The sequence below is a fragment of the Corynebacterium maris DSM 45190 genome (assembly GCF_000442645.1).
GTDB lineage: Bacteria > Actinomycetota > Actinomycetes > Mycobacteriales > Mycobacteriaceae > Corynebacterium > Corynebacterium maris.
Genome location: NC_021915.1, coordinates 1,401,248 through 1,427,017, shown reverse-complemented (window position 1 = coordinate 1,427,017; position 25,770 = coordinate 1,401,248). Strand labels below are relative to the sequence as shown.

Below are 25,770 nucleotides of genomic sequence, written 5' to 3'. Positions count from 1 at the left end.
TAAAGGTCTATTGAGTTCCTTAATTATCCGGATCCTCTTCGGGGTCTTCTTCCGGATTGTCGTTCTCGCCGTTTTCCGTGGAGTCTTCCTCTCCTGCCTCATCGGCGATGCCCAGCGACCGCATCATCTCCCGAAAATCCGCGTCCACGTCAGTGCCCGCCAAAAGATCCTGCTCAGCGGGCTCGTCGACGTCGACGTCCAGGTACTGTTCGAGGTCTTCGTCGCTGAGGAAAATCGCGGTCTGGCTCCACACGTCCTCATCGATCAGGATCGGAATATCCAGAATCTGCGACAGAACGAGGGCGTCGGAGGTGCGGGCGTCGAACTCCTCACCCGCCTGTGTGATTGTCGTCACAAATACGCCTTCGTAGTGGCTGGTGATCGCAATGGTGGGCGTGTCCCCCTCTTGCCGCGACAGTACGTCGGCGAGCAGATCGTGGGTGCCGGGACGCCGAGGACTCTCATCCTGCTCACGGGCGGCGAGGTTCGAGCCTTCGACGATGGAGATCCAGATCGGCAAGATCTTGCCGTCCTCCGGGCTGCGCAAAATCGCGCACATGAAGTTCTCCGGACCGACCATGTGCACACCGTGATACTCCACGAGGTTAAGGCTCATTTATTTGTCCAGTTCATCTCGAAGTGCGTTTTTGACCAGACCGGCGTGCAATGAGACCACCAACGCGCTCATCTGCTGGCCGATTTCCTCGGCCCGGGCCTTGGCGGTCGCCTCCTTGCCGTGGGCGATCGGGCCGGCGACCTGGGCGATGAGATCCGCCTGCCGGTCGGCGGCGGTGCGCAGCCGCTTCAGATGATTCGCCGTGAAACCGAACTCCCGCAATGCCTGGGCGGTGGTCACGGTGCGCACGTCATCGGCCGTGTAAAAACCCGAGGCGTCCGGGCAGATCACGCTGATCTCCATCAGCTCCGCGACCGCCTCGACGTGGCAGCCGGCCTGCTCCGCCACGTCCTCGTCGGTCAACCGGGTCAGCGCGGGTTTACGAAAGTTCTCCGCGGAGATCATCGGCTCCGCATCGCCTGCGGACAACAACGCGGTCACCTGACCGGAGTCCATCGCCTGCAACTGTTCCCGGATCACCTTCAGCGGGGTGTAGTTGTCCCGCTGCGTGACGAGGATGTAGCGCAATCGCTTAATGTCCTCGTCGGTGAAACGACGATAACCGGACGCCGTGCGTTGCGGCGTGATCAACCCCTCCGATTCGAGGAAACGAATCTTGGAGACGGTGACGTCGGGGAATTCGGCACGCAGGCGCTCGAGCACCACGCCGATGGACATGGTCTTCGGCTTGGCCTGCTTCTTGACGCCTGCGTGCGGCGTTACGGATTTATGAACTGCGCTCACGGTGAAGAACTTGCTGTGCTTTTATCGTAACTTTCGGTGACGGGTGCTTAGTTGGACTGGCCGGCGATAAACACTAGGCGGAACTTGCCGATCTGGATTTCGTCTCCGGTGGCCAACGCCTGCGCGTTTTTCGGCTCGCGGTTGACGTACGTGCCGTTGAGCGAGCCGACGTCGACGACCTCGAAGTCGCCCTCGGAGATCCTAAATTCCGCGTGGCGACGCGACACCGTCACGTCGTCGAGGAAAATATCGGCCTCCGGGTGGCGGCCTGCGGTGGTGGTTTCCTGATCCAACAGGAACCGGGCGCCGGCGTTCGGACCCCGCTTGACTACGAGAAGAGCCGCACCCTCGGGCAGGTTGTCCACGTTGGTGTCGGTCGCAGCGGCGCCCTGCCCGGCTTCCATCTCTTTGAGCAGGTCTGCGCGGAAGACCGAAGTGGTCTCAACCTGAGCCTCAGGTGTCGCGTTGTTCTCGCTCATGTACATGCCTCCGGATCGTCGTGATGAATGAATTGATCTCAATCATAGTCAGTAGTTTGTTTCGCCGTGGCGCGAACCCGCCCCCGTGGGGGTTTTCACAGTCCGCAGCCAGAATGGATCAGCGGAAAAGGTCGCCGATCCCGCCGACCGCGGAGTTGCCGGACCCCGCCAACGGGTTGTCCGACACCATATAGGTCCACGTCGCGGACGGCCGCGCCAACCCCTCATCGTCAAGGTGCACGCCCTCGTCGTCGATGTGGACGGACCGGAAAGTCTCCGCCGCCTTGTCCACGGCCCGCTGCGCCACGTCCCGGAATTCCCGGACCGCGATGCGATGGAACTCGTCGATCGGGGTTTCCTTGGCGATGGCGCGCAGGTGGATCGACTCGCGTACATCGTCCATGTGCCCGAGATGCTCCGACCACTGCGTGTCCAGGTGATAGAGCATGATCTCACGCGCGGCCTGCTCGATAACGCCCGCCTCGAGGTCGGCCAGTTCCGCGACGCGGTCGGGGGCGCGCTCGGACAGCTCGCGCAGGGCCTTGTCGGTGTCGAGCAAGGTGGCGCGGCGTTCGTCGACGATCTCGCGCTGATCGGCCAGCAACCGGTTGTATTTCCAGGTCTGGGCGTGGATCTCCAGCAGCTGGCCCTCCATCACCCGCTGGGTGTGCTCGACAAAACGCAGGATGCGCTTGGAGGTCACTTCCCCGTGTTCGTCCGGGTGGGCGGTGACCTCTTCCCCGCCACCGCCGGAGGCGACGACGTCGTCGTCGAGGGAGACGAAAAACTGCGAGCGGCCCGGATCGCCCTGCCGGCCCGCGCGTCCGCGCAGCTGGTTGTCCAGACGCGAGGAGCGGTGCAGGGCGGTGCCGATGACCGTCAGCCCGCCGAGGGCGGCGACCTCGTCGTGGTCGGCGCCGTCGGCGCCGCCGAGTTTGATGTCGGTGCCGCGCCCGGCCATCTGCGTGGAGACGGTGACTCGGCCGATGTCGCCGGCTTCTGCGACGATGCGGGCTTCTTCCGCGTCGTTTTTCGCGTTGAGGACGTTGACCTCGATGCCTTGCTGGCCCAACGCCTCGGCCAGCAACTCCGATTCGGCGACGTCGTGCGTGCCCACCAGCACCGGCTGGCCGGTCGCGTGCACGCGCGTGATTTCTTCGATGATCGCCCGGTGCTTGTCCGCCATGGTGGCGAAGACGCGTTCGGGCTCGTCGACGCGGCACAAGGGTTTGTTGCGGTCGATGACAGACACCCGCAGCCCGTAAAATTGGCGCAGCTGGTCGGTGGCCTCCACGGCGGTGCCGGTCATCCCGCAGATCATCGGGTAGCGGCGCATGAGCGCCTGCAGGGTGATCTGATCCAAGATCTTCCCGCCCTCGGTGACGTCGAGGCCTTCCTTGGCCTCCACGGCGGCCTGCAGCCCGTCGGGCCAGCGCTGCAGGTCGGCCACCCGTCCGCGGGAGGCGTCGATGAGTTCGACCTTGCCCTCGGAGACCAGGTAGTGCACGTCCCGGATCAGCAGCACCTTAGCGTGCAGCGCCAGGTTGACCCGCACCAGCACGGAGCCGATGTTGTCCTCGGAGTACAGCGAGTCCAGGCCCAGTACGCGCTCCAGATGCGTGGCGCCGGCGTCGGTGAGAAAGACGTTGCGGCGCTCGTCGTCGGTGGTGTAGTGCTCTTTTTCTCGCAGGCGCGCGACGGCGGCGGTGATTTCGCCGGTCGCGTGCACACCGGGCTGGGAACCGGCAAGCACCAACGGCACCAGGGCTTCGTCGACGAGCACGCTGTCCGCCTCATCGACCAAGGCCACGTCGGCGGGCGCCTGGACCGTCTCTGCGCGGTGGGTGATCTGGTTGTCACGCAGGTGATCGAAGCCGATTTCGTTGACGGGCCCGTAGACCACATCCGCCAGGTAGGCTTCTCGGCGCTGCTGCGGACCCATCTTCTCGGTGACGGCGGAGACTGACAGGCCGAAGAAGCTCACCAGCGGACGCATCCACTCGGCGTCGCGGGTGGCGAGGTAGTCGTTGACCGTGATCAGGTGCACCCGTTTGCCGGTCAGCGCGAAACCGGTCGCGGCCATCGCCCCGACCAGGGTCTTGCCTTCGCCGGTGGCCATCTGGATCACGTCGGATTCCAACAGGCGCAACACCGCCTGGGACTGGACGTTGTACGGGGTCATCCCCAGGGTGCGGGTGGCGGCGACGGACAAAATCGCGAGGAATTCGGACTTGTCGGCGATCTCCCCGTCGGCGGTGAGTTCGCGGGCGCGGGCGGCCAGGGCGGCGTCGTCAAGCTCGGTGAGCTGCGCGGTTCTTTCATCCGCCCCGGCGACGACGCGCTTGGAGCGGTTGTCGTTGCGCTCGCTTTGCGCCCCCATCGCCTTCCAGAACCAGTCGAATGCGCCCACGGGTGTCCTTTCCACGAAGGGTTGTGTGGCAACGATGGTACTTGACTGGCATATGCTGATGGCCATGCAGTCCGTCAACGTGACAGTCCCTTCGTCCACCGGTCTGAACATGGCCGGCACCATTGATTTTCCTTCCGCCCCGCCGCGGGCTTTCGCCGTCTTCGCCCATTGTTTCGCGGGCTCCCGGCACACCCCCGGCGCGTCCCGGGTGTCGAAACGGTTGACCGATTACGGGATCGCGACGTTGCGTTTCGATTTTCCGGGGCTCGGTCAGTCAGAGGGGGACTTCGCGGACACCTCCTTCAGCCAGAACGTCGAGGACGTCAAGGCAGCCTGTGAGTGGCTCGGCGAGAACTACGCTGCCCCGCAGTTGCTCATGGGGCACTCCTTAGGTGGCGCGGCGGCGCTGAAGGCGTCGACGCAGTTGCCTGAGTTGCGGGCGGTCGCCACGATCGGCGCGCCTTTCGACCCCGCGCACTCCGTGCTGCACTACGCGGATAAAATCGGCGAGGTCGACGCCAACGGCTCCGTCCCGGTCGTGCTCGGCGGCCGGGAGCTGGTCATCTCACGTGGTTTCCTGGAGGATCTCGCGGAGACGAACCCGGAGCTGTACCTGCCCCGGATCCGCCAGCCGCTGATGCTGCTGCACTCCCCCATCGACCAGACGGTGGGCATCGACAACGCGCAAACGATCTTCAGCGTCACCCGCTACCCGAAGTCGCTGGTGGCCCTGGATAAGGCCGATCATCTGGTCACCCGGCAAGGCGCCGCGGTGCGCGCCGCCGACGTCATCGGCGACTGGGTCCAGCAGTACCTGCTCCCCGAGCACACGCCGAACAAGCTCACCCCGGGCCAGGTCGAGACCCGCTCCGCCCGCGGCGTGAAATTAGGCACCGTCGCCCGCTCCTTCTTCGGCGAGCTGGACACGGACCGCCCCAAAACAAACGGCGGGCGGGACCGCGGCCACTCCGCGCTGGATCTGTTCATGATGTCGCTGTCCGCCGCCACCACCGAGGCCATCCAGGAAGCCGCCGCGAAGCAGCGTCTCACGCTTGTCGACGTCCGGGTGCGCATGGCGCACGTCCACGACGTCACGTTTGAGCGACGCATCGACATCGACGCCGAGCTCACCGACCAGCAGCGCGCCGGGCTGATGGCCGCGGCGAAGACCAGCGTGGTGGAAAAGATCGCCGGCCACGCCAACATCATGGACGTGGGCTGATGGCCGCGCTGCAGCCGATCCACCCCGACAAGCGCTGCCCGTGCGGCACCGGCCTGCCCTACGGGCAGTGCTGCCGGCGTTTTCACGTGGGGGCGCAGGCCCCGACCGCGGAGACGCTGATGCGGTCGCGCTTCACGGCGTTCGTCACCCGCGACGCCGAGTACCTGTTGCGCACCTGGGACCCGCGCACCCGCCCGGAGGAGCTCGAGGTGGGTGATCTGCCGTTCCGGTTCTACCGGTTGGACGTCCTCTCCACGACCGGCGGCGGGCCGCTGGATCAGACCGGCCGGGTGGAGTTCGAGGCGTTCTACAAGGGCGCGGCCACCGGCTCGCAGCGCGAGGATTCCACGTTCCGCAGGCTCGCCGACGGCGCGTGGGTCTACTGCGCCGGTGACGTGTCCTGATCTTCTCACCCCCTGTGGCCTGCCGATTGGCAATTGAGAAAGACGCTGATGTAATCTGAGGCGGTTACGTTCTCGGACGTGGCAACGGGCTGTGGCGCAGCTTGGTAGCGCACTACACTGGGGGTGTAGGGGTCGCAGGTTCAAATCCTGTCAGCCCGACCACATGACAGGCCAGAAGGAAAAACATTTTTCTTCTGGCCTGTTTTCTTTGTCTTCACGGGGCGTCGCTAGAGCAGCTAGGTTGACGGGTATGACGCTTGTCGATGCTCTGCTCACCGGCCCCCGCGGCAGAGACTTCCTCATGGAGGTGGTCCTGGCCTCGGAAGCCGAAGACGGACCATTGCATCGGGCGACCTGGCGGCTCGGCGACTACCTCGAGCGCAACCTGCGTAAGTTCGGAATCGCCCGTAGGCATTCCGCGCACGCCAGAGCCACGACGGCGGCCCCGACGCTGGAGCGGGTGCCGTTGGTGAAGCTGACCCCAGGCTTGGTCTACGACGCGCTCGAGCGCACCGTGTCCAGTGCGACCTACTGGCAACCTCCGATGGCGCGTGAAGTGTTCTTGTCAGCGTCACCGTTGCGCCCCGGGCTGCGGCGCATCGCCCGTCATGTCGCGGACTGCGCTGTAGCGTCCGGGTGGTCGGATATGTTTCGGCCTGGCCGACACACATCTGTGAGCTGGATGCGGCCAAATCTGATAGCGCCGACGCCGTCTGTGGTGCAGGCGCTTGAGTCTTGGCGGGAGGAAGCACAAACTGAAAGTCTGTGGTGGTCGACGCCTCCCCGGTCGATCATCGCCACCAGCCGTGAACTAGTCGATGGCACCCCGGGCGCCCTCCGTTTCGTGGAGGACGGATTCGGGTGGGTGTACGCGGCCACGGTGTCCACCGACGCCACGGTGTTCACCATTGACGGTCCTGCGGCGTGGGCTGAGCTGTGCCGGAGATTCCCGCTGGATGTGACTGCCAGTAAGGGAAAGGACTGGCGGTTGGCCACCGGTTATCCGCACGACTGGGTGACGCCGGATTTCGTGCAGGTCGCGCAGCATTATGACGCGCTGCACCTGAGCGTGCGGGGTTACTTCGCCGCTGCCGGGCGGATCATCCCGGTGGATGAGGGGTGCGCCGGCATGCTCGCCGGGTGGGATCCGGGGCAGGCCTTCTGGTTCAGCGGCGCTGTGGAGCTGGCCGAGACACCGGTGGTCTGGCGAAACCACGGCGACAGTGTCGTCGGCGGGTACGACTGGCGCCGGCAATCAGGAATAGAGAGTGACGCTCATGCCCACGGGAATCGATAGCCTCTGTGGGGAATGCCCGCGCAGCTGGCTGTCAGGACAACCCCAGATGAAGCCGGGACACGCCCGCCCGTGGAGGACTTTTCGGCCAGGAACTTACTCCATGGCCGTGACCTCGACCACCTCCCACACGGAGCCGGTCTTGGGCTCATCGCCGCAGGAGGAGACGACGCCGTCGACTTCGCGTTTGTCCATCGTCACGGTCCACGACCGGCCGTCGATGTGGGTCACCCGCCCGTCGTCGGCGCGTAGTTGTCCGTACTCGAGGCGCTCGCCGGCGTCGACAAGTCGGGTGGCCACCGCCAGCTCCGCCACCTGCCCGCGCGGGGAAAACAGGCCGCGGCCGCGGTTACCGGGCAGGAAATACCGCCCCGCCATCGCGTAGTTGACCATCGCCGACGCCGCCTCCTCATTGAGCCGGCCGAAGCTATACCCCCATGGCATCAGCATCAACGACGGGGCGAAGCGGTGCCCCTTGGTGTGCGAGGTCTCCCAGACCATCAACTCATTCGACTCGTTGAGATAGGTGTCCACCAGGGACTTGGCCACCGGCCGACCCTTGACCGCGCAGCACACGTCCCGCTTGCCGTGGGTGCACACCAGCACCAACGGGTGATCCACCTCCTGCGCCCCGTTGCGCCCCGGACCGGACAGATCCAGATTCAGGATGTCCTCCGGCCCGTCGACGAGCATCGTCTCCGCCACCCCGGACTCGGTGAAGACCAGGAAGAGACGGGGGCGATCGATCTTGCGGCCGTCCCGGCCCGGATGGCGGATCAGCTGCAACCCGGCGCGCTTTTTCAGGAAGGATTTGAGCTTGGCGGTCAGTTCTTCGCCGAAGGTGTCGCCGTCGAGGACGTCGCGGCTCCAGCCGAAGGGGTGTTCGTAGAGCACGTACACCGATTCCTGTTTGGCGGAGCCGGGCAAGGGTTCGACCTGGGCGTCAGAACAGCGAAGGGCGTCAATGTCGGACATGGCCCCCACCCTAGCGGTGCCCGCCCGGGTGTTCGGCCATGACGGTGAGGGGGGTCCGTCAACTTTTGTCGTCGCGGTACAAGACCATGGTCACGATCCGTAGCGCCATCATGAAGCCGGCGAAAAGCATGATGAACCCGACGGCCTGCAGCAGGGACATTTCTTCGGTCACGGGTGGCCCGCCGGTGCCGAAAGCCAGCAAAACGACGCCGCCGAGCAGGGTGAAGCCGGCGAGGATGGCGACGGTGAATTGTTGGAGCATGCCGGTGATGAATTTTCGGTCGTCGCGGTCGGAGAAGAACCGCATGTTGAAGGTCAATCGGCCTTCCTGGAGGTCCTCGACGACGGCATTGACGCGCCGGGGCAGGTGCCGGAACATCGGGAGGGTTTCTAAGACGGTGGCTTCCAGGGTTTCTTTGATGTGGCCGGGTTTCAGCCAGGCGCGGGCGAATGTGGCGCCGTGGGTGCGTGCCATCTCGATGATGTTGGCCTGCGGGTCGATGAGTGTGAGGGTGCCTTCCATGCTGGCCAGGCTGCGTAGGGCGGAAGAGACGGAGGCGGGGATGGAGAAGCGAAACTCGGTGACCATGGACATGACGTCGGCGATCATGCCGGCCACGGAGCGACTCAGGCCGCTGCCGTAGCGGGCGAGCAGCGTGCCGACCGCTTTTTCCAGTGCGGCCTCTTCCAGGGAATCCGGCCGCCCGAGCAGGGCCTTGAGGGCGTCGACGAGCAGGCGGGAGTCGCCGTTGTCGATGGCGGCGAAGACCACGGAGAGGTTGTGTCGGGTGTGCCGGTCGATGCGGCCGACGGCGCCGAAATCGAGCAGGCCGAGGTGCACGCCGCCTTCCCCGTCCTCGATGAGCGTGACGTTGCCGGGGTGGACGTCGGCGTGGAAGACGCCGTGTTCCATGATCTGGCTCATCACGGAGCTGAGCAGCTCCTGGCCGAGGGTCGAGCGCAGCTGCGGGTCGAGGTCGTCGAGTTCGGTTGCGGCGGCGCCGATCGTGGGCCCGGGCACGTAGTCCATGATGAGCATGCGGGAGGTGGAGTAGTCCGGGTAGGCCCTCGGCACGGTGATCGGCCCGCCGCGCAGGACGGCCCGGAGGTCTTCCATGTTGCGGGCTTCGACGGTGTAGTCGAGCTCCTCGCTGAGGGTGTCGGTGAACCCGCGCGCAAGATCGGTGAGGCCGATGTCCTCGCCCCAGGCGGTGGTGCGTTCCAGCCACGCGCAGATCTCCAAGAGGATGTCGCTGTCCTTGGCCACCTCCTCCCGGGTGCCGGGGCGCTGGACCTTGACCACCACTTCCGTGCCGTCAGCCAACCGGCCACGGTGGACCTGCGCGACGGAGGCCGCGGCCAGCGGCTCCGGGTCGAGCCAGGCGAGCACCTCGGCGGTGCGGCCATCTAATTCGGCGTCGATTTCCTTTTCGATCACCTCCCAGCTGGACGCCCGCGCCTTCGACTGCAGGGTGGACAATTCGTCGGTGAAGGCCGCAGGCAGCACGTCGGTACGGGTGGAGAGGTTTTGCCCGAGCTTGACGAAGGTGGTGCCGGCTTCTTCCAGGGCACGACGAAAGCGCACCGCGACTTCTGCGGTGGGATTGCCGCGCGGCCGACTGAAAGGCGCGGCCAGCCCGTTACGCACGAACACCCCGAGCACCTGCCGGTAACGGCGGTTGCGGTCGCGCCGGGAGCGGAAGGAGGTGGCCATGCGCAGCGGGCTGGGCAGTGCGCCGGTGGGCACGATCAGCTCCATCATCATGAGGATGGCGCTGCCGAAGCCGAGCATCCATAAGGTGGCGATGAGCAGCACGAGGACGCTGGAGGGCAGGTTGACGCCGGTGAAGTAGTCGTTGTCGGGGGCGGTGGCGGTGAGGTCCCATAAGGTTGCGCCGAAGATCCCCACCGTGGAGATGACGACCACCCCTGCGACGATGACGGTGCGGGGCCAGCCGACGGGGACGCCGAGTAGTCGGCGCATCACCGTCGCCAGCACCAGCGTGAGCAGACCCACCACCAGCAACGCCAAAAAGGCGCCGCCGATGATCGCCAGTGCCAGTCCTACGCCGCTGAGTGCTCCGGAAGAATCCATGGGCTTCAGGCTACCGAGTCTGTGTGTCGGGTCGGGTGGTTGACGGTTGAACAGGCGCCGCCTTAATCTCGGGCCATGTCGAGCCCCGACCCGTTGACGAGCAAGTTCGCCTACACCCAGTTTTTGCTGCGGCGCCATCGCCGTCACGCCGCGGAACGCCTCGATCCCATCACCGACCCGAGCCGCGGGCAGGGCCGGGTGCTGGCGCTGCTGAAGCTTCGCGATGGCCTCAGCACCCGCGACATCGCCACCGTCTTAGGGGTGCGAGTCTCCTCCCTCAACGAATTGCTGTCCAAAATGGATAAGTCCGGTTATCTCTCCCGCAGCCCCTCGCCACAGGACCGCCGCGTCAGCCTGGTGCACCTGACCGCCGCGGGCCGGGCCGTCGAGCAGCGGCTGCCGCCGACCCCGGCGCTCTTCGAGGATTTCACCGCCGCCGACCGCGACCAGTTCGAAGGCTACCTCGACCGCCTGATCGCGACCCTGAGACAAGGCATGCCCGACGACGAGGAGCAGCCGACGCCGACGCTGGCGCAGTTCACCGACTACGCGGATCTACGCCCCGGGCGGCGACGCTGACTCACTCGTCGCGCTCTATTCCCACGCCGGGCACCACATCGGTGTCGGAGGCGGCCTCCCCCGGCTCTTCCTGCGGCGCCGGGGTCTCCACCCGCACCGTCAGCCCCAGGTGATCCACTGTCACCGTAAAGGCGGTGACCTCCCCGACCTCGTCTCCGTCGATCTCGAAGAGCTCCGGGGCCTGCAGTTCCACGGCGAACTGCGTGCCGGTGACGTACTGCAGGGCCTTGACGTCCTGGTCCGTGCCGGTCACCCGCACGTCCCGGCGCATGATCTTGTGACGTAGCTTCTGCACCATCTGATCGGCCAGCCGCAACGCGATCTGCGCCCACCCGAACACTCCACGCGGACGCATCGCCACCACGTCTAAGATCCCGTCGTTGGCTTTCGCGTCCGGCAGCAACGCGACGTTGCCGACGAGCTCACCGCAATTTCCCACGATCACCGAGTGCACGCTCGTGCGGTATTCCTTCCCGCCGTCCATCCGGTGCAGCAGCTTGATGCGGTTGCCGCCGCGCAGCGACTTGATCACCGCCACCGCATACGCCAGGAAACCGAAACGCTTCTTCATCTGATCGTCGGTGTTGATGATCATCTGCGCGTCGATGCCGACCCCCGCCATCACCACGAAATCCAGCTGCTCCGTGGTTCCGTCCGCGCGGGTGAGCTCCGCGGTGCAGATGTCTATCTCATCGTCCTGCCCACCGAAGGCCACCTCGATGGCGTACTCCTGGTTCAACGGCAGCTTCAGGTTGCGCGCCAAAAGGTTGCCGGTGCCCTGCGGGACGATGCCCAGCGCCGCCCCGGAATCACGCAGACCGGCGGCGACCGCCCGGACCGTGCCGTCGCCGCCGCAGGCGACCACCATCTCCGCGCCCTCGGCGACCGCCTGCCGTGCCTGTCCCCCGCCCGGATCCGCCACGGAGGTTTCGAACCAGGACACGCTCTCCCACCCGTGGCTGTCCGCGGCATAGCTGACCAGCCGCGCGAGGCGCTCCGCGTCCGTTTTGACGGGGTTGTACACGACGGCCGCCCGGCCCCGCCGCTTCATCGGCTGATTCATGCTCCCAGACTAGCCTGCCTCACATCCGCCAGCCGACGCCGAAGAACTCCAACACCCGGTAGGTCGCGAAATCCTCGGGCACCGACACGTTCGGATCCTCCCGTCCGCCCGGCCAGGTGTGTCCGCCGCCGCCCACCCGAATGTGCTGCAGCCCGGCTTCACAGCCGGGCCACCGAAACTCCAGCACCTCGGTGCTCTCCCGCATGATCTCCGCCCCCTCGTCACAGCCGTTGCGCTCCGCGGCCGCCGCCAGCACCTCCGGCACCGAGGAATACACCGTGTCGTGGCGTGTGCCGCCGTAATACTCGATGATGGAATCCGCCGTGCCGTGGACGTCCAGATGTGGGACGGGCACCTCGGCGCAGTCGTGGTGGACGTCCTGATAGTACGCCGCCGAGATCGTCGCCACCGCCGCGATCTGCTCCGGCGCCTGGCACCCCAGCAACGTGGCGAACCCGCCGCCGTTGGACAGGCCCACCGCGTTGACGCTCGCGTCGTCGATCAGATAATGCTCCCGCACCCAGGCGAGTACGGCCTCGACGTAAGCGATGTCCTCCGCCACGCTCGTCGTCGCGTACGGCGCCGGGGACCACGCCTGATCCACCCCTTCCGCATAGACCACCACCGCCGCGGCGGTGTCTAACCCGGTGTAGTCGTGCATCCACTCGGCCTTTTCCTTCCACCCGTGGAACGCCAACACCACCGGCCACGGGCTGTGGTTGGTGTAACCGTCCGGCACCGACAGCACAAAGCTCCGCTCCCGGCCGTCCACGTCCACGGTGATGCGCTCCGTGGAATCCGCCGCCACCGGACCACTCTCCGGAGCCGTCGTCGCCGGCGCCGTCGACGCCGCCGGGGTGGCCAGCGGCCCCGGGACGGCCGCGTTCGACGCCTGTCCCGGCGACACAGTCGCAGAATCCTGCGCCGTGCAGCCGGCCACCGCCGCCGCCATCGCGCACAACACCGTCACCGCAGCGATCTTCAGCCTCATCGGCCCACACTCCACGCCCGCCACAGACGCGTATACCGGCCGCCCGCCGCCACCAGATGTTCGTGCGGGCCTTCCTCGACGATCTCGCCGCCGTCCATCACCAGCACCCGGTCGGCCCGGGCCGCCTGGTCCAGCCGGTGCGCCACCACCAGCGCGGTCCTGTCGCGCGCCACTTCTTCTGCGGCCGCCTCCAGGTCCCCGGCGCCCGAGGAGCCGGCCTCCGCGGTCGCCTCGTCCATGATCACGACCTTCGGGTCCAACAGCACGATGCGTGCCAATGCCACCTGCTGCGCCTGCACCGGCTCCAGCTGCTGGCCGCGCGCACCCACCACAGTGTCCAGCCCCTCAGCGAGGTCATCGAACCAGTCGGCGCGCACCCGGCGCAGCGCGGCCACGATCTCCTCGTCGGACGCCTCCGGCTTCGCCAGGTTGAGGTCATCGCGCAGCGTGCCCGAGAACACATGCACCTCCTGCGAGACCATCGCCAACCGGGCGACCCGCTCCGCGTCCGACAACGTCGACACTTCCACCCCGTCGATGAGCACCCGGCCAGAATCCGGCACCCGCAACCCCGCCAACAGCGCGGCCACCGTCGACTTGCCCGCACCCGAGGCGCCCACCAAAGCGACCGTCTCCCCCGGCGTCATGCGCAGATCCAGGTCGCGGACCGCCCAGCCGCCACCATAAGAAAAGGACACGGACTCCATCAGCACCTCGCCACGCGGGGCAGGCGCGCCGGAGTCCGGCACCGGTTGCGGCGGGTCGACGGTGACGCCGACGATGCGTGCCAGCGAGGCGTAGCCGGACTGGATGGTATCCAGCACCCGCATGATCGAGGTCACCGGCCCACGCAGCCTGATCAACAACAGCATCGCCGCGGTGACTGCGCCGACGGTCAGGTCCCCGTCGCGGACGGTGATGAATCCGACGGTCAGTCCTGCGACGATGAGCACGAAATCCGCGGCGGTGACCTTGATCTGCAAGGAAATCATGGACATCCGGGCGAAGAACCCTTTTTCCACCACGTCCCAGGAGGCTTCGTGGATGCTGTCGTGCATGACCTGCTCCATGCGGTAGGCGCGCACGGTCTCTCGGCCGTTGATCGCCTCCAGCACCCGGCGGGCGCGCTCCGCCATGCCCGCCCGTTCCGCGGCGTACCGGCCCGGGGCGTGGCGCAGGTAGGTGCGCGCGGAGAAGAAGTAGATCGGTAAGGTGACCAGCGGAATCAGCAAAAACTGCCAGTCCAGGGTCACCAGTGTGACCACGGTGGCCAGGATGGTGAACGTCGAGTTCGTGATCAGCGGGATAGTCTCGGTCACCGCGCGGGACAACTCGGAGACGTCGTCCGTGGAGCGCGACACCAGGTCGCCGGAACCGGCGTCTTCCACGCGGTGGACGGGCAGGCCCAGGGCCGTGCCCACCATGTCCTCGCGCAGATTGGCGATGACTCGTTCACTGACCCGGGCCACCAGATAGAAACCGATCGCGGACAGGCCCGCCGCGGCCACCGCCGCGACGATCAGGCCGAACAGGATCAACAGCAGGTCGCGCATCACCGTGGGCGACGCGGAGGTGACCAGGTCGACGATGCGCCCGAGCTGCAGCGGCACCGCCATGTTCGCGGCCGCGCCGACCGCCAACAACACCACGGCGATCAGCAGCTGCCGCCCGGCGCCCTCGCACCGGCGCAGTTGGCTGCCGAACTCGCGGCGCACCTGCGGGAAAGTGGCCAGCGGAAATCTGAGGTCCTGCATCATCGCACGGCCTCCTCATAGGTGGTGACGACCCGGTCGGCGACGGCTTTCCACGCCGGCGCGTCGGCGTAGACCACGGTGACCTTCTCTGCCCGGGCGGCGGCCACACCTGCGGCGATGGCCTGTTCCGTCACGGAGTCGACGGCGGTCGTCGGGTCTTGCAGCACCAGGATCTCGGGGTCGGCGGCCAAGGCCCGGGCCAGGGCCACGCGTTGACGCTGCCCACCGGAGAGGTTGCGCCCGTATTCGCCGACCGTGCGCTCCGGGCCACCGGGGATGTCGCCGGCGGACGCCGTGCGCAGCGCCCCGCGGGCGCGCTCCTGGTCCGGGTGGACGTTGTCGTAGACGCTGCCGTCGAAAAGGTCGGCGGAGTGCGGGGCGACGACCACCCGGTGGCGCGGGGCCTGGACGAGCTCCTCCGGGGCCGGCCCGGTGACCACGGTGACGCCGGCGGGCAGATCCGGCACGGTCTCGTGCTCCGCGTCGAAGCGGGCGGGGGCGGCCAGCACCGCGACGATGCGTTCGGCGGAAGCCTGGGCGGGCGCCCAACGCACCGCGAAATTCCGGCCCAGCATGGTCATCGGCATGATCGTGAACTGCGTCAGGCCGATGGCGGTGATCAGGTCGCCGACGCTGATCATGTCGTTCAAGGCCAAGAAACCGGCGGCCACGGCGACCACGATCACATACACCGCGCCGATGGACTCGGTGGTCGCGTTCAGCCGGGCCTGGGCGGCGTTGGCCTGCACCGTGCGCCCATAAGCGTGGTCGGAGAACCCGCCGTAGCGCCCGCGGACGGTGTTGACGGCGCCGAGCCCCTTGATGATGCGCAGCCCCTGCACCACGTCCGTGGCCACGGCGGCGGTCTGGGCCAGCGCCGCCTGCCGTGCCGAGCTGCGGCGCCGCAGCGGCGTCGACGCCTTCAGCGAAATCCAGACCACCAGCGGGCCGCCGATCAGCACCGCAATGCCCAACGGCACATTGATCAGCATCATCATGACCCCGACATACAGCAACGAAACGACCTCTGCGACGGGAAACACCGTCATGAACACCGCGTCGGCGACTTTCTGGGTGTCGGAGGTGGCAATCGACAGCAGCTCACCGGCCGTGCGCTTCTTTCCGCCCAGCCCCTTGGGGTGCTGGATGCGGTCGGTGACCTCCATGCGCACGTCGTGGCCGACTTCGAGGATGGCCCGGATCATCAGGCGGCGGCCGAAGAAAGTGGCGACGATGTTGACGGCGAAAATCAGCACGAACACGCCGATCCACAGCAGCAGACGTCGCCAGTCCTGCGGGGCGATGGCGGTGTCGATGGCCAATCCCAGAATCACCGGCGTCAGACCGTTACACAAAAAGCCGACGGTCATCAGGACCGCCGCCGGGTGGGTGGCCCGCCAGCGGGACAGGACAGTCTTGATCAGCCACCGCTGATCGGTGGCTGCAGGTAGTCTGCTCATGAAGGAAAAGTATACGGCAGGTAGATTTCTGTCCTGATGACTAAACAGACCCCTGCCCCGCATCCCGCCGTCTCTTACCGCCCGGCGTCGCAGAAAACGGCCCCCGGCTTCCGTGACGACGCCCACCGCCGCTCCCGGGCCGCGGCGTTTTCCGACGGCGCCGACGTCTACGAGGACGTGCGCCCCGGCTACCCGCGGGAGGTCGTCGAGCTGCTCGCCACGGCCAAGACGGTGGTCGACGTGGGAGCCGGCACGGGCAAACTGACCCGTGATCTGACGGCGCCCGGCCGTGACGTCTTGGCCACGGACCCTTCAGCGGACATGGTGCGCACACTGTCCCGGCTGTTCGACGTGCCGGTGTGGCGGGCCACCGCGGAAGCCACCGCGCTGGCCGACGACAGCGTGGACGCGGTCGTGTGCGCCCAGACGTGGCACTGGGTGGACGTGGCCGCCGCCAGCGCGGAGTTCGATCGCATCGTCCGCCCCGGCGGGCAGGTCGTGCTGGTGTGGAACACGATCGACGTCTCCGACCCGTGGGTGCTGCGTCTGGCGCGCATCATGCATTCCGGGGACATCCAGAAGGAGGGTTTTCTCCCCGACGTCGGCGCTCCCTGGGAGGTGGCGGAGGAACTGCGGTTGACATGGACGGATTCCTTGACCCCCGCCCAGGTGCATCGGCTGACGCAGACGCGTTCGTATTGGCTGCGCTCGGACGAGAAGATTCGACGGCGGGTGAGCGACAATCTGCGGTGGTACCTCTTCGAGCACACCGGCCTGACCGAGGATTCCGTCATTGCACTGCCGTATCGCACGGACGCCTTCGTGTTGCGGCGGGCGCGCGGTCGGTAGGCTGGCGCGCATGAGCACGACTGAGAGCCCGAACATCGCAGAGCTTGTCGACGACACCCTCGACTGGGTCCACTACGGCGAGCCCAACTCGACCGATTTGATCGAGCTGGCCACGCTCACCTTCGACCTGGCCGCCCAGGACCTGGGTTTTCGCGGCAACGACGCCCGCATCGTCTCGGCCACCGAATTCCGCCGCGACGGATCCACGCAACCCTGCCTGGTGGAGATCTTCTCCACCCTCGCGGACGGCCGCGCCGTGCCCGACGGCATGACGGTGACCATCGGCGAGGACAAGCACACCTTTGCCACGCATAAAGAGGGCCTGACGGCCTTCTACACGTGGTGCGACACCGGCAGCACGCCCTGATCACCGACGGCGGGCGCACCGCCCCGCCGGACTATTTCTTACGGGTGGTGCGCTCGCGCACCCGCACTGCGATCTTGACCGGGGTGCCGTGGAAACCGAACGTCTCCCGGAACCGGCGTTCCAGGTAACGGCGGTAGCCGCCGTCGAGGAAGCCGGTGGTGAACAACACGATGGTCGGCGGACGCGTGCTCGCCTGCGTCGCGAACAGCACGCGCGGCAGGCGGTTGTTCTTCATCGGCGGCGGGTTCGCGGCGATCGCCTCGCGCAACCAGTTGTTCAGCTGGCCGGTGGACACGCGCTGATCCCAACCCTCGAGCGCCTGGATCATGGCGGGCTCGAGCTTCTGCAGGGCGCGGCCCGTTTCGGCGGAGATGTTGATCTTGCTCACCCACGGCACGTGCGTGAGCATCTCGTCGAACTCGCGGTCGAAGAAGTACCGGCGGTCCTCGGTCATCAGATCCCACTTGTTGAAGGCGATGACCAGGGCCTTGCCCGCCTCCAGCACCATGTTGAGCACCCGCTGATCCTGCTCGGTGATCGGCTCGGACGCGTCGATGAGCAGCACGCAGACCTCGGCCGCCTCGATGGCGTTGCGGGTGCGCAGGGAGGCGTAGTACTCGTGGCCGGAGGCGTTCTTGACCTTCTTGCGCAGCCCGGCGGTGTCCACGAAACGCCACGTCTGCTGATCCAGCTCGACGATCGAGTCCACCGGATCCACGGTCGTGCCGGCGACGTTGTCCACCACGCTGCGCTGCTCGCCGGTGAACTTGTTCAACAGGCTGGACTTGCCCACGTTCGGGCGACCCACCAGGGCCACCCGGCGCGGGCCTTGCGTGATCGACTTCTTGCGCGGCTCGTCCGGGAAGACCCGCAGCACCTCGTCGAGCACGTCGGCGCCGCCGCGGCCGTGCAGCGCGGACGTCGGCCACGGGTCACCGAGGCCCAGGGCGTAGAACTCGGCCATGTCCGCGTATTGGGTCTCGGACTCGAACTTGTTGGCCACCAGGATCACCGGGACCTCGGCGCGCTGAAGACGCTTGGCCAGCATGGCTTCGGTCTCCGTGACGCCGACCTTGGTGTCGACGACCATGACGATGACGTCGGCTTCCGCCATGGCCGTCTCCGCCTGGCGTGCGATCGCCTCGTGCATCCCCCTGACGCTCGGGTCCCAACCGCCGGTGTCCTGCACCCAGAAGCGGCGTCCGTTCCAGTCACCGATGTAGGACACCCGGTCACGGGTCACACCCGGGAAATCCTCGACGACGGCTTCCCGACGTCCGATGAAACGGTTGACCAGGGTGGACTTGCCCACGTTCGGACGACCGACGATAGCGACCGTCGGCAACGCCTCTTCGATGACGTCCGGACGCTCGATGCCGTACGTGTCCTCGACCTCGGCCCAGTCCTCCTCCGAGAAGTCGTCGAACTCCTTGTCCTCCAGATCCTCCGAGAACTCGAAGCCGAAGTCATCGGCGTCAAAGTCGTCGGCGGCCCAGCCACCGCCGGGCACCTCCTCGATCTCATCGCGGAAGACGCCCCGGGCGTCCATTTCTCCGCCGGAGGTGTGAAAAACGAATTCGGTCTCCGTCTCCGGCCGTTCATTGTGCTTGTCGCTCATCGGGAGCTTCCTTCCACCAGGGAGATCAGGCGGGCCTGAACCTCGTCGGGACTCATGTTTGAAGTGTCAATGACGTCCGCGTCGTCAGCCGGTTTCAGGGGGCTGGCGGCACGCGAAGAATCCGCCTCGTCGCGGCGGATGACGTCGGCCAAGACGGCGTCGAAGTCGACGTCCCGGCCGGCGGCGACGTCTTGGTCGTAACGGCGCTGGGCGCGCACCTGCGCGGAGGCCGTGAGAAAAGCTTTCGCGGGGGCGTCGTCAAGCACCACGGTGCCGATGTCGCGGCCCTCCACGATCGACCGGTGGGCGCGTGCGGCCAGGGTGCGCTGCAGAGCCACCAGGTTCTGGCGGACTTCCGGGATCGCAGAGACGGCGGAGACGTGCGCGGTGACCTCTTTGTCGCGGATGACCGCGGAGACGTCCTCGCCGGCGAACATCACGGCGGTGGCGTCCGGGTCGGAGTTGACCTCCAGCGGCAGGTCGGCGGTCGCCGCGATCACTGCGTCGGTGTCTTCCGGATCGACGCCCGCGCGCAGCACCGCCAATGTGGCGACGCGGTACATGGCGCCGGTGTCGACGTACTTGGCGTCGAGCTTTTTCGCCAACGCCCGACACGTCGTCGACTTGCCCGTGCCGGAGGGCCCGTCCACGGCCAGCAGCAGCCCGCCGTCCGGCATGTTCGTCAGAGTGCTCCAGTCGGTCACAGTCCCACCACCTTGTACAGGGCCGTCAGTTCAGAGTCGTTGAGCGCGCGCAAAGAGCCCGGCTTCTGGTCCCCGAGCTGCACCGTGTGCACCTTGGTGCGCACCAGCCGCTGGACTGGGAATCCCGCGGCCTTGAGCATGCGGCGCACGATGTGCTTGCGGCCTTCGTGGATCTCGACTCGCAGCAGGGACTGCCCCTGGTTCTTGTCGACGATCTGCACGTAGTCCGCCTTGGCGACGCCGTCATCAAGTTCCACGCCTTGACGAAGCGTGTTGATGAGCTTGGTGCCGGCCTCTCCCAGCACGAACGCCAGGTAGGTTTTGCTCACCTCGTACTTCGGATGCATCAGGCGGTTGGCCAGCTCACCGTCGTTGGTCAGCAGCAGCAGGCCCTCGGTGTCCGCGTCGAGGCGGCCGACGTGGAAGAGTCGCTGCCCGGAGGCCGTCTGCTCGGCGACGTAGTCGCCCACGCAAGGCCGGCCCATGTCATCCGACATCGTCGACTGCACGCCGCGCGGCTTGTTGAGGATGAAGTACTCGTTGTTCTCGTTGACGTTCACGCGCACCCCGTCGACGCGGATGACGTCGACGTCCGGGTTCACGCGGGTGCCCTGACGACGCACGACGGTGCCGTTGACTTCGACGCGCCCGGCGTCGATCATGACCTCCGAGTGGCGGCGCGAGGCGACGCCCGCACGCGCGAGCACCTTCTGCAGACGCTCGCCGCGCGGCTGGTCGTCCCCCTCCCACCAACGGTCCTCCAGCGGGTGGTCCCCCTGGTTCGCGGCGCGGTCGCGGGGGTTGACGTTCTGGCGTTTGGCTGGGCGGGCGTTGGACAGCAGCACTTCACTGTCCTTGGTGTTCGGCGCCTTCTGCGCATGCGGCGGGCGCTTGTCCGGTGTGCCGTCTCGGCGAGCGGGTGGGGTCACGGTGATCGTGTCCTGTTCTTGGGTAGAAAGTATGCAGTTGAAAAATCCGCTCCCCAGCGTACCGCACGGCGCCGCGAACAAACCAACGCGCGACCTACGGCGGCGACGTCAATATTCTTCCTCGATGGACTCCACGTCCGGCAGCAGCGGGGCCAGGTCCGGCAACCGCTCGAGCGAGTCGATTCCGAGCAGCTCCAGGAACAACTCCGTGGTGACGTAGCGGTGCGCGCCGGTGCTCGGCTCCACGTCGACCTCCGCGACCAGCCCCCGCAGTTGCAGGGTGCGCATGACGCCGTCGACGTTGACGCCGCGGACCGCCGCCACCTGTGAACGGGTCACCGGCTGACGGTAGGCCACCACCGCGAGCGTTTCCAGCGCGGCCCGCGACAACCTGGTCTGGGTGCCGTCGAGGAGGAAAGACTCCACGGCGCCGGCGTTGTCTCGCCGGGTGTAGAACCGCCACCCGTCCCCCGTTTCCCGCAGCTCGATCCCGGAGCCGCGGTCGTCGAGCTCCTCGGCGATCTCATCGAGGGTCTGGGCCACCGCCGGCTTATCCACGCCCAGAGTGCGGGCTAGGGCGGCCACGGTGATCGGGGCGTCGATGACCAGCAACACCGATTCGATGCGGGAGCGCAACTGACTGATCAGCGGAAGAGAAAAACTGTCCATGTGTCCTTAAAACTGTGTCGCGATAGGGCGGGGTCAGCGGAATCGGGGCTTAGTCCCAGTTGGCGGCGGCGACCACGGCGGGATCGACCTCTTCCCCGGTCCAGGTGACGGTCAGCTCGCCGAGCGATTCGGGTTGGTCGGCGTCGATGGCCTTGGCCTTGTACAGCTCCAGCAGCGCCAAGAACCGTCCGACGACCTCCATGGACGTGGCGCAGTCGTGGGTCAGGGAATGGAAGCTGAGCCACTGGCCGTGGCCGAGGAGGCGGAGGGTGTCCAGGATCCGTCCCGCCTGCTCCGGCACCGACACCGCCACCTCGTGCAGGTGGTCCGTGCCGACCTCCTCCGGGGGCCGGGGGCGAAAGACGCTGGCGGCCAACTCGGCGAAGCTGTCCGGGCCGTGGCCCAGCACCACCGGCGGAAGCAGCTCCGCGAAACGATCCTCCATGGCCACCGCCCGCGGGTAGCGACGCTGCGCGGTGCGTTGCCAGTCCGCGAACAAGTCCGCGACCTGTTTGTAGGCCCGGTACTGCAGCAGTCGCGCGAACAATAAGTCGCGCGACTCCAGCACCGCGAGGTCCTCCTCGTCCTGGACTTCACCGCGCGGCAAGAGGCGGGCGGCCTTGAGGTCCAGCAGCGTCGTCGCCACCACGAGGAATTCCGTGATCTCGTCCAGCTCCGCGGTCCCGCCGAGGGCCTTGACGTGCGAGATGAACTCGTCGGTGACCTCCGCCAGCGCCACGGTGGTCACGTCGAGCTTCCTCGCGCTGATCAACTGCAGCAGCAGGTCGAAGGGGCCCTCGAAGTTGCCCAGGGAGAGCGTGAACCCCGCATCGGAGACGGGGTTGGTCACAGCTGGACGGTGGTGCGGTGGATGACCTCGTGGGCGAGGTCGCGGTACTGCGTGGCGCCCTGCGACTGCGGGGCCCAGGTGGTGATCGGCTCGCCGGCGACCGACGTTTCGGGGAACCGCACCGTCCGGGTGATCACGGTGTCGAAGACCTTGTCCCCGAACACCTCGATGACCCGGCTCATCACCTCCCGGGCGTGTGTGGTCCGGCGGTCGAACATGGTCACCAGGATGCCGATGACCTCCAGGTCGAAGTTGATGCGGTCGCGCACCTTCTCCACGGTGTCCGTCAGCAACGCCAGACCGCGCAGCGAAAAGTACTCGCACTCCATGGGGATGATCACCCCGTCCGAGCACGCCAAGGCGTTGACGGTCAACAGTCCCAACGACGGTTGGCAGTCGATGATGATGTAGTCGTAGTCCCGCCGCACCGGCCGCAGGGCGCGGCCGAGCGTCTGCTCGCGACCGACTTCGTTGACCAGTTGGATCTCGGCCGCGGACAGGTCGATGTTGGCGGGCACCACGTCCAAGCCTTCGACGTTGGTGTTGCGGATGGCGCCGTGGATGCTGGTCTGGTTGTCCAGCATCATGTCGTAGACGGTGACGTCGTCATCGTCGACCCGGATGTCGAGCCCCGCCGACAGCGCCCCCTGGGGGTCGAGGTCGACGAGCAGGACTTTGCGTCCTTGCTCGGCCAGGCAGGCGCCCATGTTGATGGTCGTGGTGGTCTTGCCCACCCCGCCTTTCTGGTTGACCATGGAAATGATGCGGGCGGGCCCATGCCGGTCCAGCGGCTGCACGTCCGGCAGCTCACGTATCGGACGGCCGGTCAACCCCAGCCGGGGCCTCCCCGGAGTGTCTTTCCGGTCCTGTTCGCTCACAGTCCCACCCTTCCCGGTTTTTCCTGTCGCGCTGCGGGACAGCGAAAACACACCGTTGTCATGTTCATCCAGTCTATATGCTCGACGCATCCAACACTTTTCAAGTCCAGAGACTTGACCTACGGACGCCGGCGGCGGCGCCTGATGACGGTCACCGCCGCGACAGCGGCGACGACTGCGATGATACCGAGGCTGAGCCAGAGCAGGGGGAACCCGGTCCCCATTGAGGCGGTTTCCGTCGCCGCCGGGCGGGCGAACTCCGCCGGGGCCTGACTGCCCTGTTGTGGTTGCGCGACCTGCCGGGACTCGTCGATCAAGCGGACGACCAGCACTGATTCATCGCCACGCACCACTTGCAGGATAAAGGGGTTGTCCGGCGTCTGCCCCTCCGGGTACGTCAGGGTCAGAGTGCGGGAAGCGACGTCAATGTCGCGCTGGACGCCGTCGATGATCTGGCCGTTGGCGTCCAGGTAGCGCAGGGAGACCGAGTCTTCGTCCAGGTCACTGAACTGGCGGTAAAGGCTTGCAGCTTGACCCAGCCCCAGGGAGGCCACGATGGAGCGTCCCTCAATGGTCGCGGGCAGGTCGAGATACTCCGTATTCGTGGCGTCCACTTTCGAGGCCTGCTCCCGCTCCGGGGTGGGCTGGCCCGTGGGCACGCTCTCCCCCTCCGGAACGGACGCCTGTCCGGCGCCGTCGTGTGGGCCATCCGGTGCGGCGCCGGGACCGTCCGCTGATTCCGCGTCCGGAGAATCATCCGCGCCGGCGTCCGGGCTCGCAGGCGCAGACGGGTCCGCCGGACCCGAGTTCGAATCCGGCGACGTCGGCGCCCCGGCTTGGCCCGTGGCGACCAACGTGATGGTGGCCGACTGTCCGAGGGCGCTGGCCGGGACGGAGGCCTGCGCCCCCGGCTCCGCGGGCGCGGTCACCGTCACCGACGTCCCCGCCGAGGACACCGACCATCCGCCGCCCGAATAGGAAGCGCTCACCGGCACCCCGACGTCGACGGTCACGGTTTCTCCGGCGGGCACGTTGATGGGCGCCGCGACGGCGGCGCGGGCGTCCTCCACCGTCACCCCGCCGGGAAGCTGCGCTGAGGCGGCCGGGGTGGCGACCATGAGGGCCAGCGCGCTGGCGCCCACGGCGATCAGTCGGCGGCCAGAATTCTTCGATAGGCGCACGAGGGGTTCCTCCGAAATAGTCAAGGATAAAAATGGAGCCGGATGAGCTTTAAGCACGCGGATGTGCCTCACGCCAGACCTGCCGGAGACTCTCCGCGCTGACGTGAGTGTAGATCTGGGTCGTCGTCACCGACGAGTGTCCCAGCAACTCCTGCACGGTGCGCACGTCCGCCCCGCCTTCCAACAGATGGGTGGCGTAGCTGTGGCGCAGGGTGTGCGGTGAAATCTCTGCGCTGATCTTAGCCCGTTCAGCGGCTGTTTTGATCGCCGCCCACGCACTTTGACGCGACAGCGCCCCACCTCTGGTATTCAAGAGCAGGGCGTGGGTCTTGCCCTTCGACATGGCCGGGCGGGCCCGGACCAGATAATCTCCCACCGCCGCAGTCGCTTTCGACCCGACGGGCACCAGCCGCTGTTTTCCGCCTTTGCCCGTGATGATCAACGTGCCGTCGGTCTCGGCGGCGTCATCGACGACGAGCCCGGTGATCTCCGAGATGCGCGCACCCGTGCCATAAAGCAGCTCCAGCAGCGCCTTGTCCCGCAGGTCCACCGGGGTGGCGGCCTCACCCGCCGGAATCGCGTCCAGCAGTTGCTCCACCTGCTGGACGGTCAGGATATCCGGCAGGTGGGTGCCCGTCGCCGGGGGCGAGACGCCTGCAGCGACGTCGACGGTGAGTTCTCCTTCCGACAGCCCGAACTTATGCAGCCCCCGGGCCACGACCAGCGCGCGCCCCGCCGACGACGCCGCCAATGGTTTTCTCCCCTCCCCGCCCCGGCGCAGGTCGGCGACATAAGATTCCACGTCGCCGGAGCCGACCGCAGACAGATCGGTGAGGCCCGCCTCCTCCAGCCAGGTCAGGTAGCGTTCCACGTCCCGCCGGTAATTGCTCAAAGTATTGGTGGACAGCCCCCTCTCCACCGCGAGATGGTTGAGCCAGGTTTCGGCGAGTTCGCGGGGATCGACGCTCATCGGCCCAGCCGTTTCATGTCCGGAACCACGCCGTTTCGCTGGCGGCGCTGTGCCAGGCTGGTTGGCCGCAACGGAAAATCAGCGTGCGCGTCCCGCGCCTGTCCCCTGCCGGAAAGCACCTCGCTGGCGGCGAAAATGCCCGCGATGGCGATGGAGTTGATGATCTCCCCCCGCAACACGGATCGGCGGGCGTCGGCGAGGTCAACCCACTCAAACCCCATGTCGGCCTCCTCGTACTCCCCCGCGGGGCGTTCCACCGCTGTCAGGTCGGTGGCCAGGTAGACGCGCACGGCCTCGTCGCAGAAACCGGGCGAGGAAATCAGATCGAGCAACAGAGACCAGGAATCGGCCTCGAGGCCGGCTTCTTCCACGAGCTCGCGCCGTGCGCACACCAACGCGTCTTCCCCCGCCATATCCAACAGACCGGCGGGCAACTCCCATAGTCGGGCGCCGACGCTGTGCCGGTACTGGTGCACCATGGCCAACCTGCCCCGGCCGTCGACGGCGACGACCGCCGTCGCCCCGAAATGTTCGATGACTTCACGGCTGGCGACGCCCCCGCCCGGCATCGTCAATCGGTCGCGGCGCAACCCGAGGATCGGTGACTCGAAGAGCAGCTCAGAGTCGAGGGTCGTGAATTCGTGGGATCCGGCAGTCATGACGGACAGT

Annotated in this window: 25 protein-coding genes and 1 tRNA gene; 7 read left to right on the top strand and 19 right to left on the bottom strand. The window is 66.9% G+C overall.

Annotation, left to right across the window (positions count from 1 at the left end):
• Positions 1 to 19 precede the first annotated feature (19 nt).
• From B841_RS06700 to secA2, 4 genes are all read right to left on the bottom strand, one after another.
• Positions 20 to 616 carry a bifunctional nuclease family protein gene (locus tag B841_RS06700; protein WP_020934728.1) on the bottom strand — a complete coding sequence of 199 codons (597 nt, stop codon included), beginning with the start codon at positions 614 to 616 and terminating at the stop codon, positions 20 to 22.
• Positions 617 to 1,360, bottom strand: a complete 744-nt coding sequence (gene ftsR, locus B841_RS06695; protein WP_084481994.1) for a transcriptional regulator FtsR — start codon at positions 1,358 to 1,360, stop codon at positions 617 to 619. It lies immediately after the preceding gene.
• 47 nt (positions 1,361 to 1,407) lie between these two features.
• The gene (gene odhI, locus B841_RS06690; protein ID WP_020934726.1) at positions 1,408 to 1,839 is read right to left on the bottom strand and encodes an oxoglutarate dehydrogenase inhibitor Odhl; all 432 of its coding nucleotides are present in this window, start codon (positions 1,837 to 1,839) and stop codon (positions 1,408 to 1,410) included.
• Positions 1,840 to 1,957: 118 nt separating this feature from the next.
• On the bottom strand, positions 1,958 to 4,249 hold the full coding sequence (gene secA2, locus B841_RS06685; RefSeq protein ID WP_020934725.1) for an accessory Sec system translocase SecA2: 2,292 nt from the start codon (positions 4,247 to 4,249) through the stop codon (positions 1,958 to 1,960).
• A 64-nt stretch (positions 4,250 to 4,313) separates the two neighbouring features.
• Between secA2 and B841_RS06680 the strand changes: the two genes are divergently transcribed.
• The 4 genes from B841_RS06680 (at position 4,314) to B841_RS06665 (ending at position 7,172) form a co-directional block, all read left to right on the top strand.
• Positions 4,314 to 5,471, top strand: coding sequence for a bifunctional alpha/beta hydrolase/OsmC family protein (locus B841_RS06680; protein WP_041632163.1), 1,158 nt, complete (start codon positions 4,314 to 4,316; stop codon positions 5,469 to 5,471).
• Positions 5,471 to 5,875 carry a YchJ family protein gene (locus B841_RS06675; RefSeq protein WP_020934723.1) on the top strand — a complete coding sequence of 135 codons (405 nt, stop codon included), beginning with the start codon at positions 5,471 to 5,473 and terminating at the stop codon, positions 5,873 to 5,875. Before B841_RS06680 ends, B841_RS06675 begins: the two co-directional genes overlap by 1 nt.
• Positions 5,876 to 5,960: 85 nt before the next feature.
• Positions 5,961 to 6,037 (top strand) — tRNA-Pro (locus B841_RS06670).
• Positions 6,038 to 6,125: 88 nt separating this feature from the next.
• Positions 6,126 to 7,172, top strand: a complete 1,047-nt coding sequence (locus B841_RS06665) for a hypothetical protein (RefSeq protein ID WP_020934722.1) — start codon at positions 6,126 to 6,128, stop codon at positions 7,170 to 7,172.
• A gap of 93 nt (positions 7,173 to 7,265) precedes the next feature.
• Here B841_RS06665 and B841_RS06660 read toward each other — a convergent pair whose 3' ends face one another.
• Together B841_RS06660 and B841_RS06655 are read right to left on the bottom strand one after the other, a co-directional pair.
• Positions 7,266 to 8,144, bottom strand: a complete 879-nt coding sequence (locus tag B841_RS06660) for a sucrase ferredoxin (protein ID WP_020934721.1) — start codon at positions 8,142 to 8,144, stop codon at positions 7,266 to 7,268.
• Between the two features lie 58 nt (positions 8,145 to 8,202).
• Positions 8,203 to 10,239 carry an ABC1 kinase family protein gene (locus tag B841_RS06655; protein WP_020934720.1) on the bottom strand — a complete coding sequence of 679 codons (2,037 nt, stop codon included), beginning with the start codon at positions 10,237 to 10,239 and terminating at the stop codon, positions 8,203 to 8,205.
• A 75-nt stretch (positions 10,240 to 10,314) separates the two neighbouring features.
• Here B841_RS06655 and B841_RS13340 point away from each other — a divergent pair, with 75 nt between their 5' ends.
• A complete protein-coding gene (locus B841_RS13340) occupies positions 10,315 to 10,818 on the top strand; it encodes a MarR family winged helix-turn-helix transcriptional regulator (RefSeq protein ID WP_020934719.1) in 504 nt (167 codons plus the stop codon).
• Between the two features lies 1 nt (position 10,819).
• Here the strand turns inward: B841_RS13340 and B841_RS06645 are convergent, their stop codons facing one another.
• The 4 genes from B841_RS06645 to B841_RS06630 are packed head-to-tail and all read right to left on the bottom strand — an operon-like array spanning position 10,820 to position 16,086.
• Positions 10,820 to 11,881, bottom strand: coding sequence for a diacylglycerol/lipid kinase family protein (locus tag B841_RS06645; RefSeq protein ID WP_084481993.1), 1,062 nt, complete (start codon positions 11,879 to 11,881; stop codon positions 10,820 to 10,822).
• Positions 11,882 to 11,900: 19 nt separating this feature from the next.
• Positions 11,901 to 12,872, bottom strand: a complete 972-nt coding sequence (locus B841_RS06640; RefSeq protein WP_020934717.1) for an alpha/beta hydrolase family esterase — start codon at positions 12,870 to 12,872, stop codon at positions 11,901 to 11,903.
• Positions 12,869 to 14,626, bottom strand: a complete 1,758-nt coding sequence (locus tag B841_RS06635; protein ID WP_041632158.1) for an ABC transporter ATP-binding protein — start codon at positions 14,624 to 14,626, stop codon at positions 12,869 to 12,871. Before B841_RS06635 ends, B841_RS06640 begins: the two co-directional genes overlap by 4 nt.
• The gene (locus B841_RS06630; RefSeq protein WP_020934715.1) at positions 14,626 to 16,086 is read right to left on the bottom strand and encodes an ABC transporter transmembrane domain-containing protein; all 1,461 of its coding nucleotides are present in this window, start codon (positions 16,084 to 16,086) and stop codon (positions 14,626 to 14,628) included. Before B841_RS06630 ends, B841_RS06635 begins: the two co-directional genes overlap by 1 nt.
• Before the next feature lie 36 nt (positions 16,087 to 16,122).
• On the opposite strand from B841_RS06630, the gene B841_RS06625 reads away from it, so the two are divergent.
• Together B841_RS06625 and B841_RS06620 are read left to right on the top strand one after the other, a co-directional pair.
• Positions 16,123 to 16,935, top strand: a complete 813-nt coding sequence (locus B841_RS06625; RefSeq protein WP_020934714.1) for a class I SAM-dependent methyltransferase — start codon at positions 16,123 to 16,125, stop codon at positions 16,933 to 16,935.
• Between the two features lie 10 nt (positions 16,936 to 16,945).
• The gene (locus B841_RS06620; protein ID WP_020934713.1) at positions 16,946 to 17,302 is read left to right on the top strand and encodes a hypothetical protein; all 357 of its coding nucleotides are present in this window, start codon (positions 16,946 to 16,948) and stop codon (positions 17,300 to 17,302) included.
• Between the two features lie 31 nt (positions 17,303 to 17,333).
• Here the strand turns inward: B841_RS06620 and der are convergent, their stop codons facing one another.
• From der to B841_RS06575, 9 genes are all read right to left on the bottom strand, one after another.
• Positions 17,334 to 18,920 (bottom strand): ribosome biogenesis GTPase Der, encoded by a 1,587-nt coding sequence (der, locus tag B841_RS06615; protein ID WP_020934712.1) that lies wholly within the window; start codon positions 18,918 to 18,920, stop codon positions 17,334 to 17,336.
• A complete protein-coding gene (gene cmk, locus B841_RS06610) occupies positions 18,917 to 19,597 on the bottom strand; it encodes a (d)CMP kinase (RefSeq protein ID WP_041632156.1) in 681 nt (226 codons plus the stop codon). Before cmk ends, der begins: the two co-directional genes overlap by 4 nt.
• Before the next feature lie 23 nt (positions 19,598 to 19,620).
• A complete protein-coding gene (locus B841_RS06605) occupies positions 19,621 to 20,553 on the bottom strand; it encodes a pseudouridine synthase (protein ID WP_041631798.1) in 933 nt (310 codons plus the stop codon).
• Positions 20,554 to 20,661: 108 nt separating this feature from the next.
• Complete coding sequence (gene scpB / locus B841_RS06600) at positions 20,662 to 21,222, bottom strand: SMC-Scp complex subunit ScpB (protein ID WP_020934709.1); 561 nt, start codon at positions 21,220 to 21,222, stop codon at positions 20,662 to 20,664.
• Positions 21,223 to 21,271: 49 nt separating this feature from the next.
• The gene (locus B841_RS06595) at positions 21,272 to 22,072 is read right to left on the bottom strand and encodes a segregation and condensation protein A (RefSeq protein WP_020934708.1); all 801 of its coding nucleotides are present in this window, start codon (positions 22,070 to 22,072) and stop codon (positions 21,272 to 21,274) included.
• A complete protein-coding gene (locus B841_RS06590; RefSeq protein WP_041631797.1) occupies positions 22,069 to 22,950 on the bottom strand; it encodes a ParA family protein in 882 nt (293 codons plus the stop codon). Before B841_RS06590 ends, B841_RS06595 begins: the two co-directional genes overlap by 4 nt.
• A 119-nt stretch (positions 22,951 to 23,069) precedes the next feature.
• The gene (locus B841_RS06585; RefSeq protein ID WP_020934706.1) at positions 23,070 to 24,131 is read right to left on the bottom strand and encodes a hypothetical protein; all 1,062 of its coding nucleotides are present in this window, start codon (positions 24,129 to 24,131) and stop codon (positions 23,070 to 23,072) included.
• Between the two features lie 49 nt (positions 24,132 to 24,180).
• Positions 24,181 to 25,101 carry a site-specific tyrosine recombinase XerD gene (gene xerD, locus B841_RS06580; RefSeq protein WP_020934705.1) on the bottom strand — a complete coding sequence of 307 codons (921 nt, stop codon included), beginning with the start codon at positions 25,099 to 25,101 and terminating at the stop codon, positions 24,181 to 24,183.
• A complete protein-coding gene (locus B841_RS06575; RefSeq protein WP_020934704.1) occupies positions 25,098 to 25,760 on the bottom strand; it encodes an NUDIX domain-containing protein in 663 nt (220 codons plus the stop codon). The genes xerD and B841_RS06575 overlap by 4 nt, the downstream gene beginning before the upstream one ends.
• Positions 25,761 to 25,770: the final 10 nt, after the last annotated feature.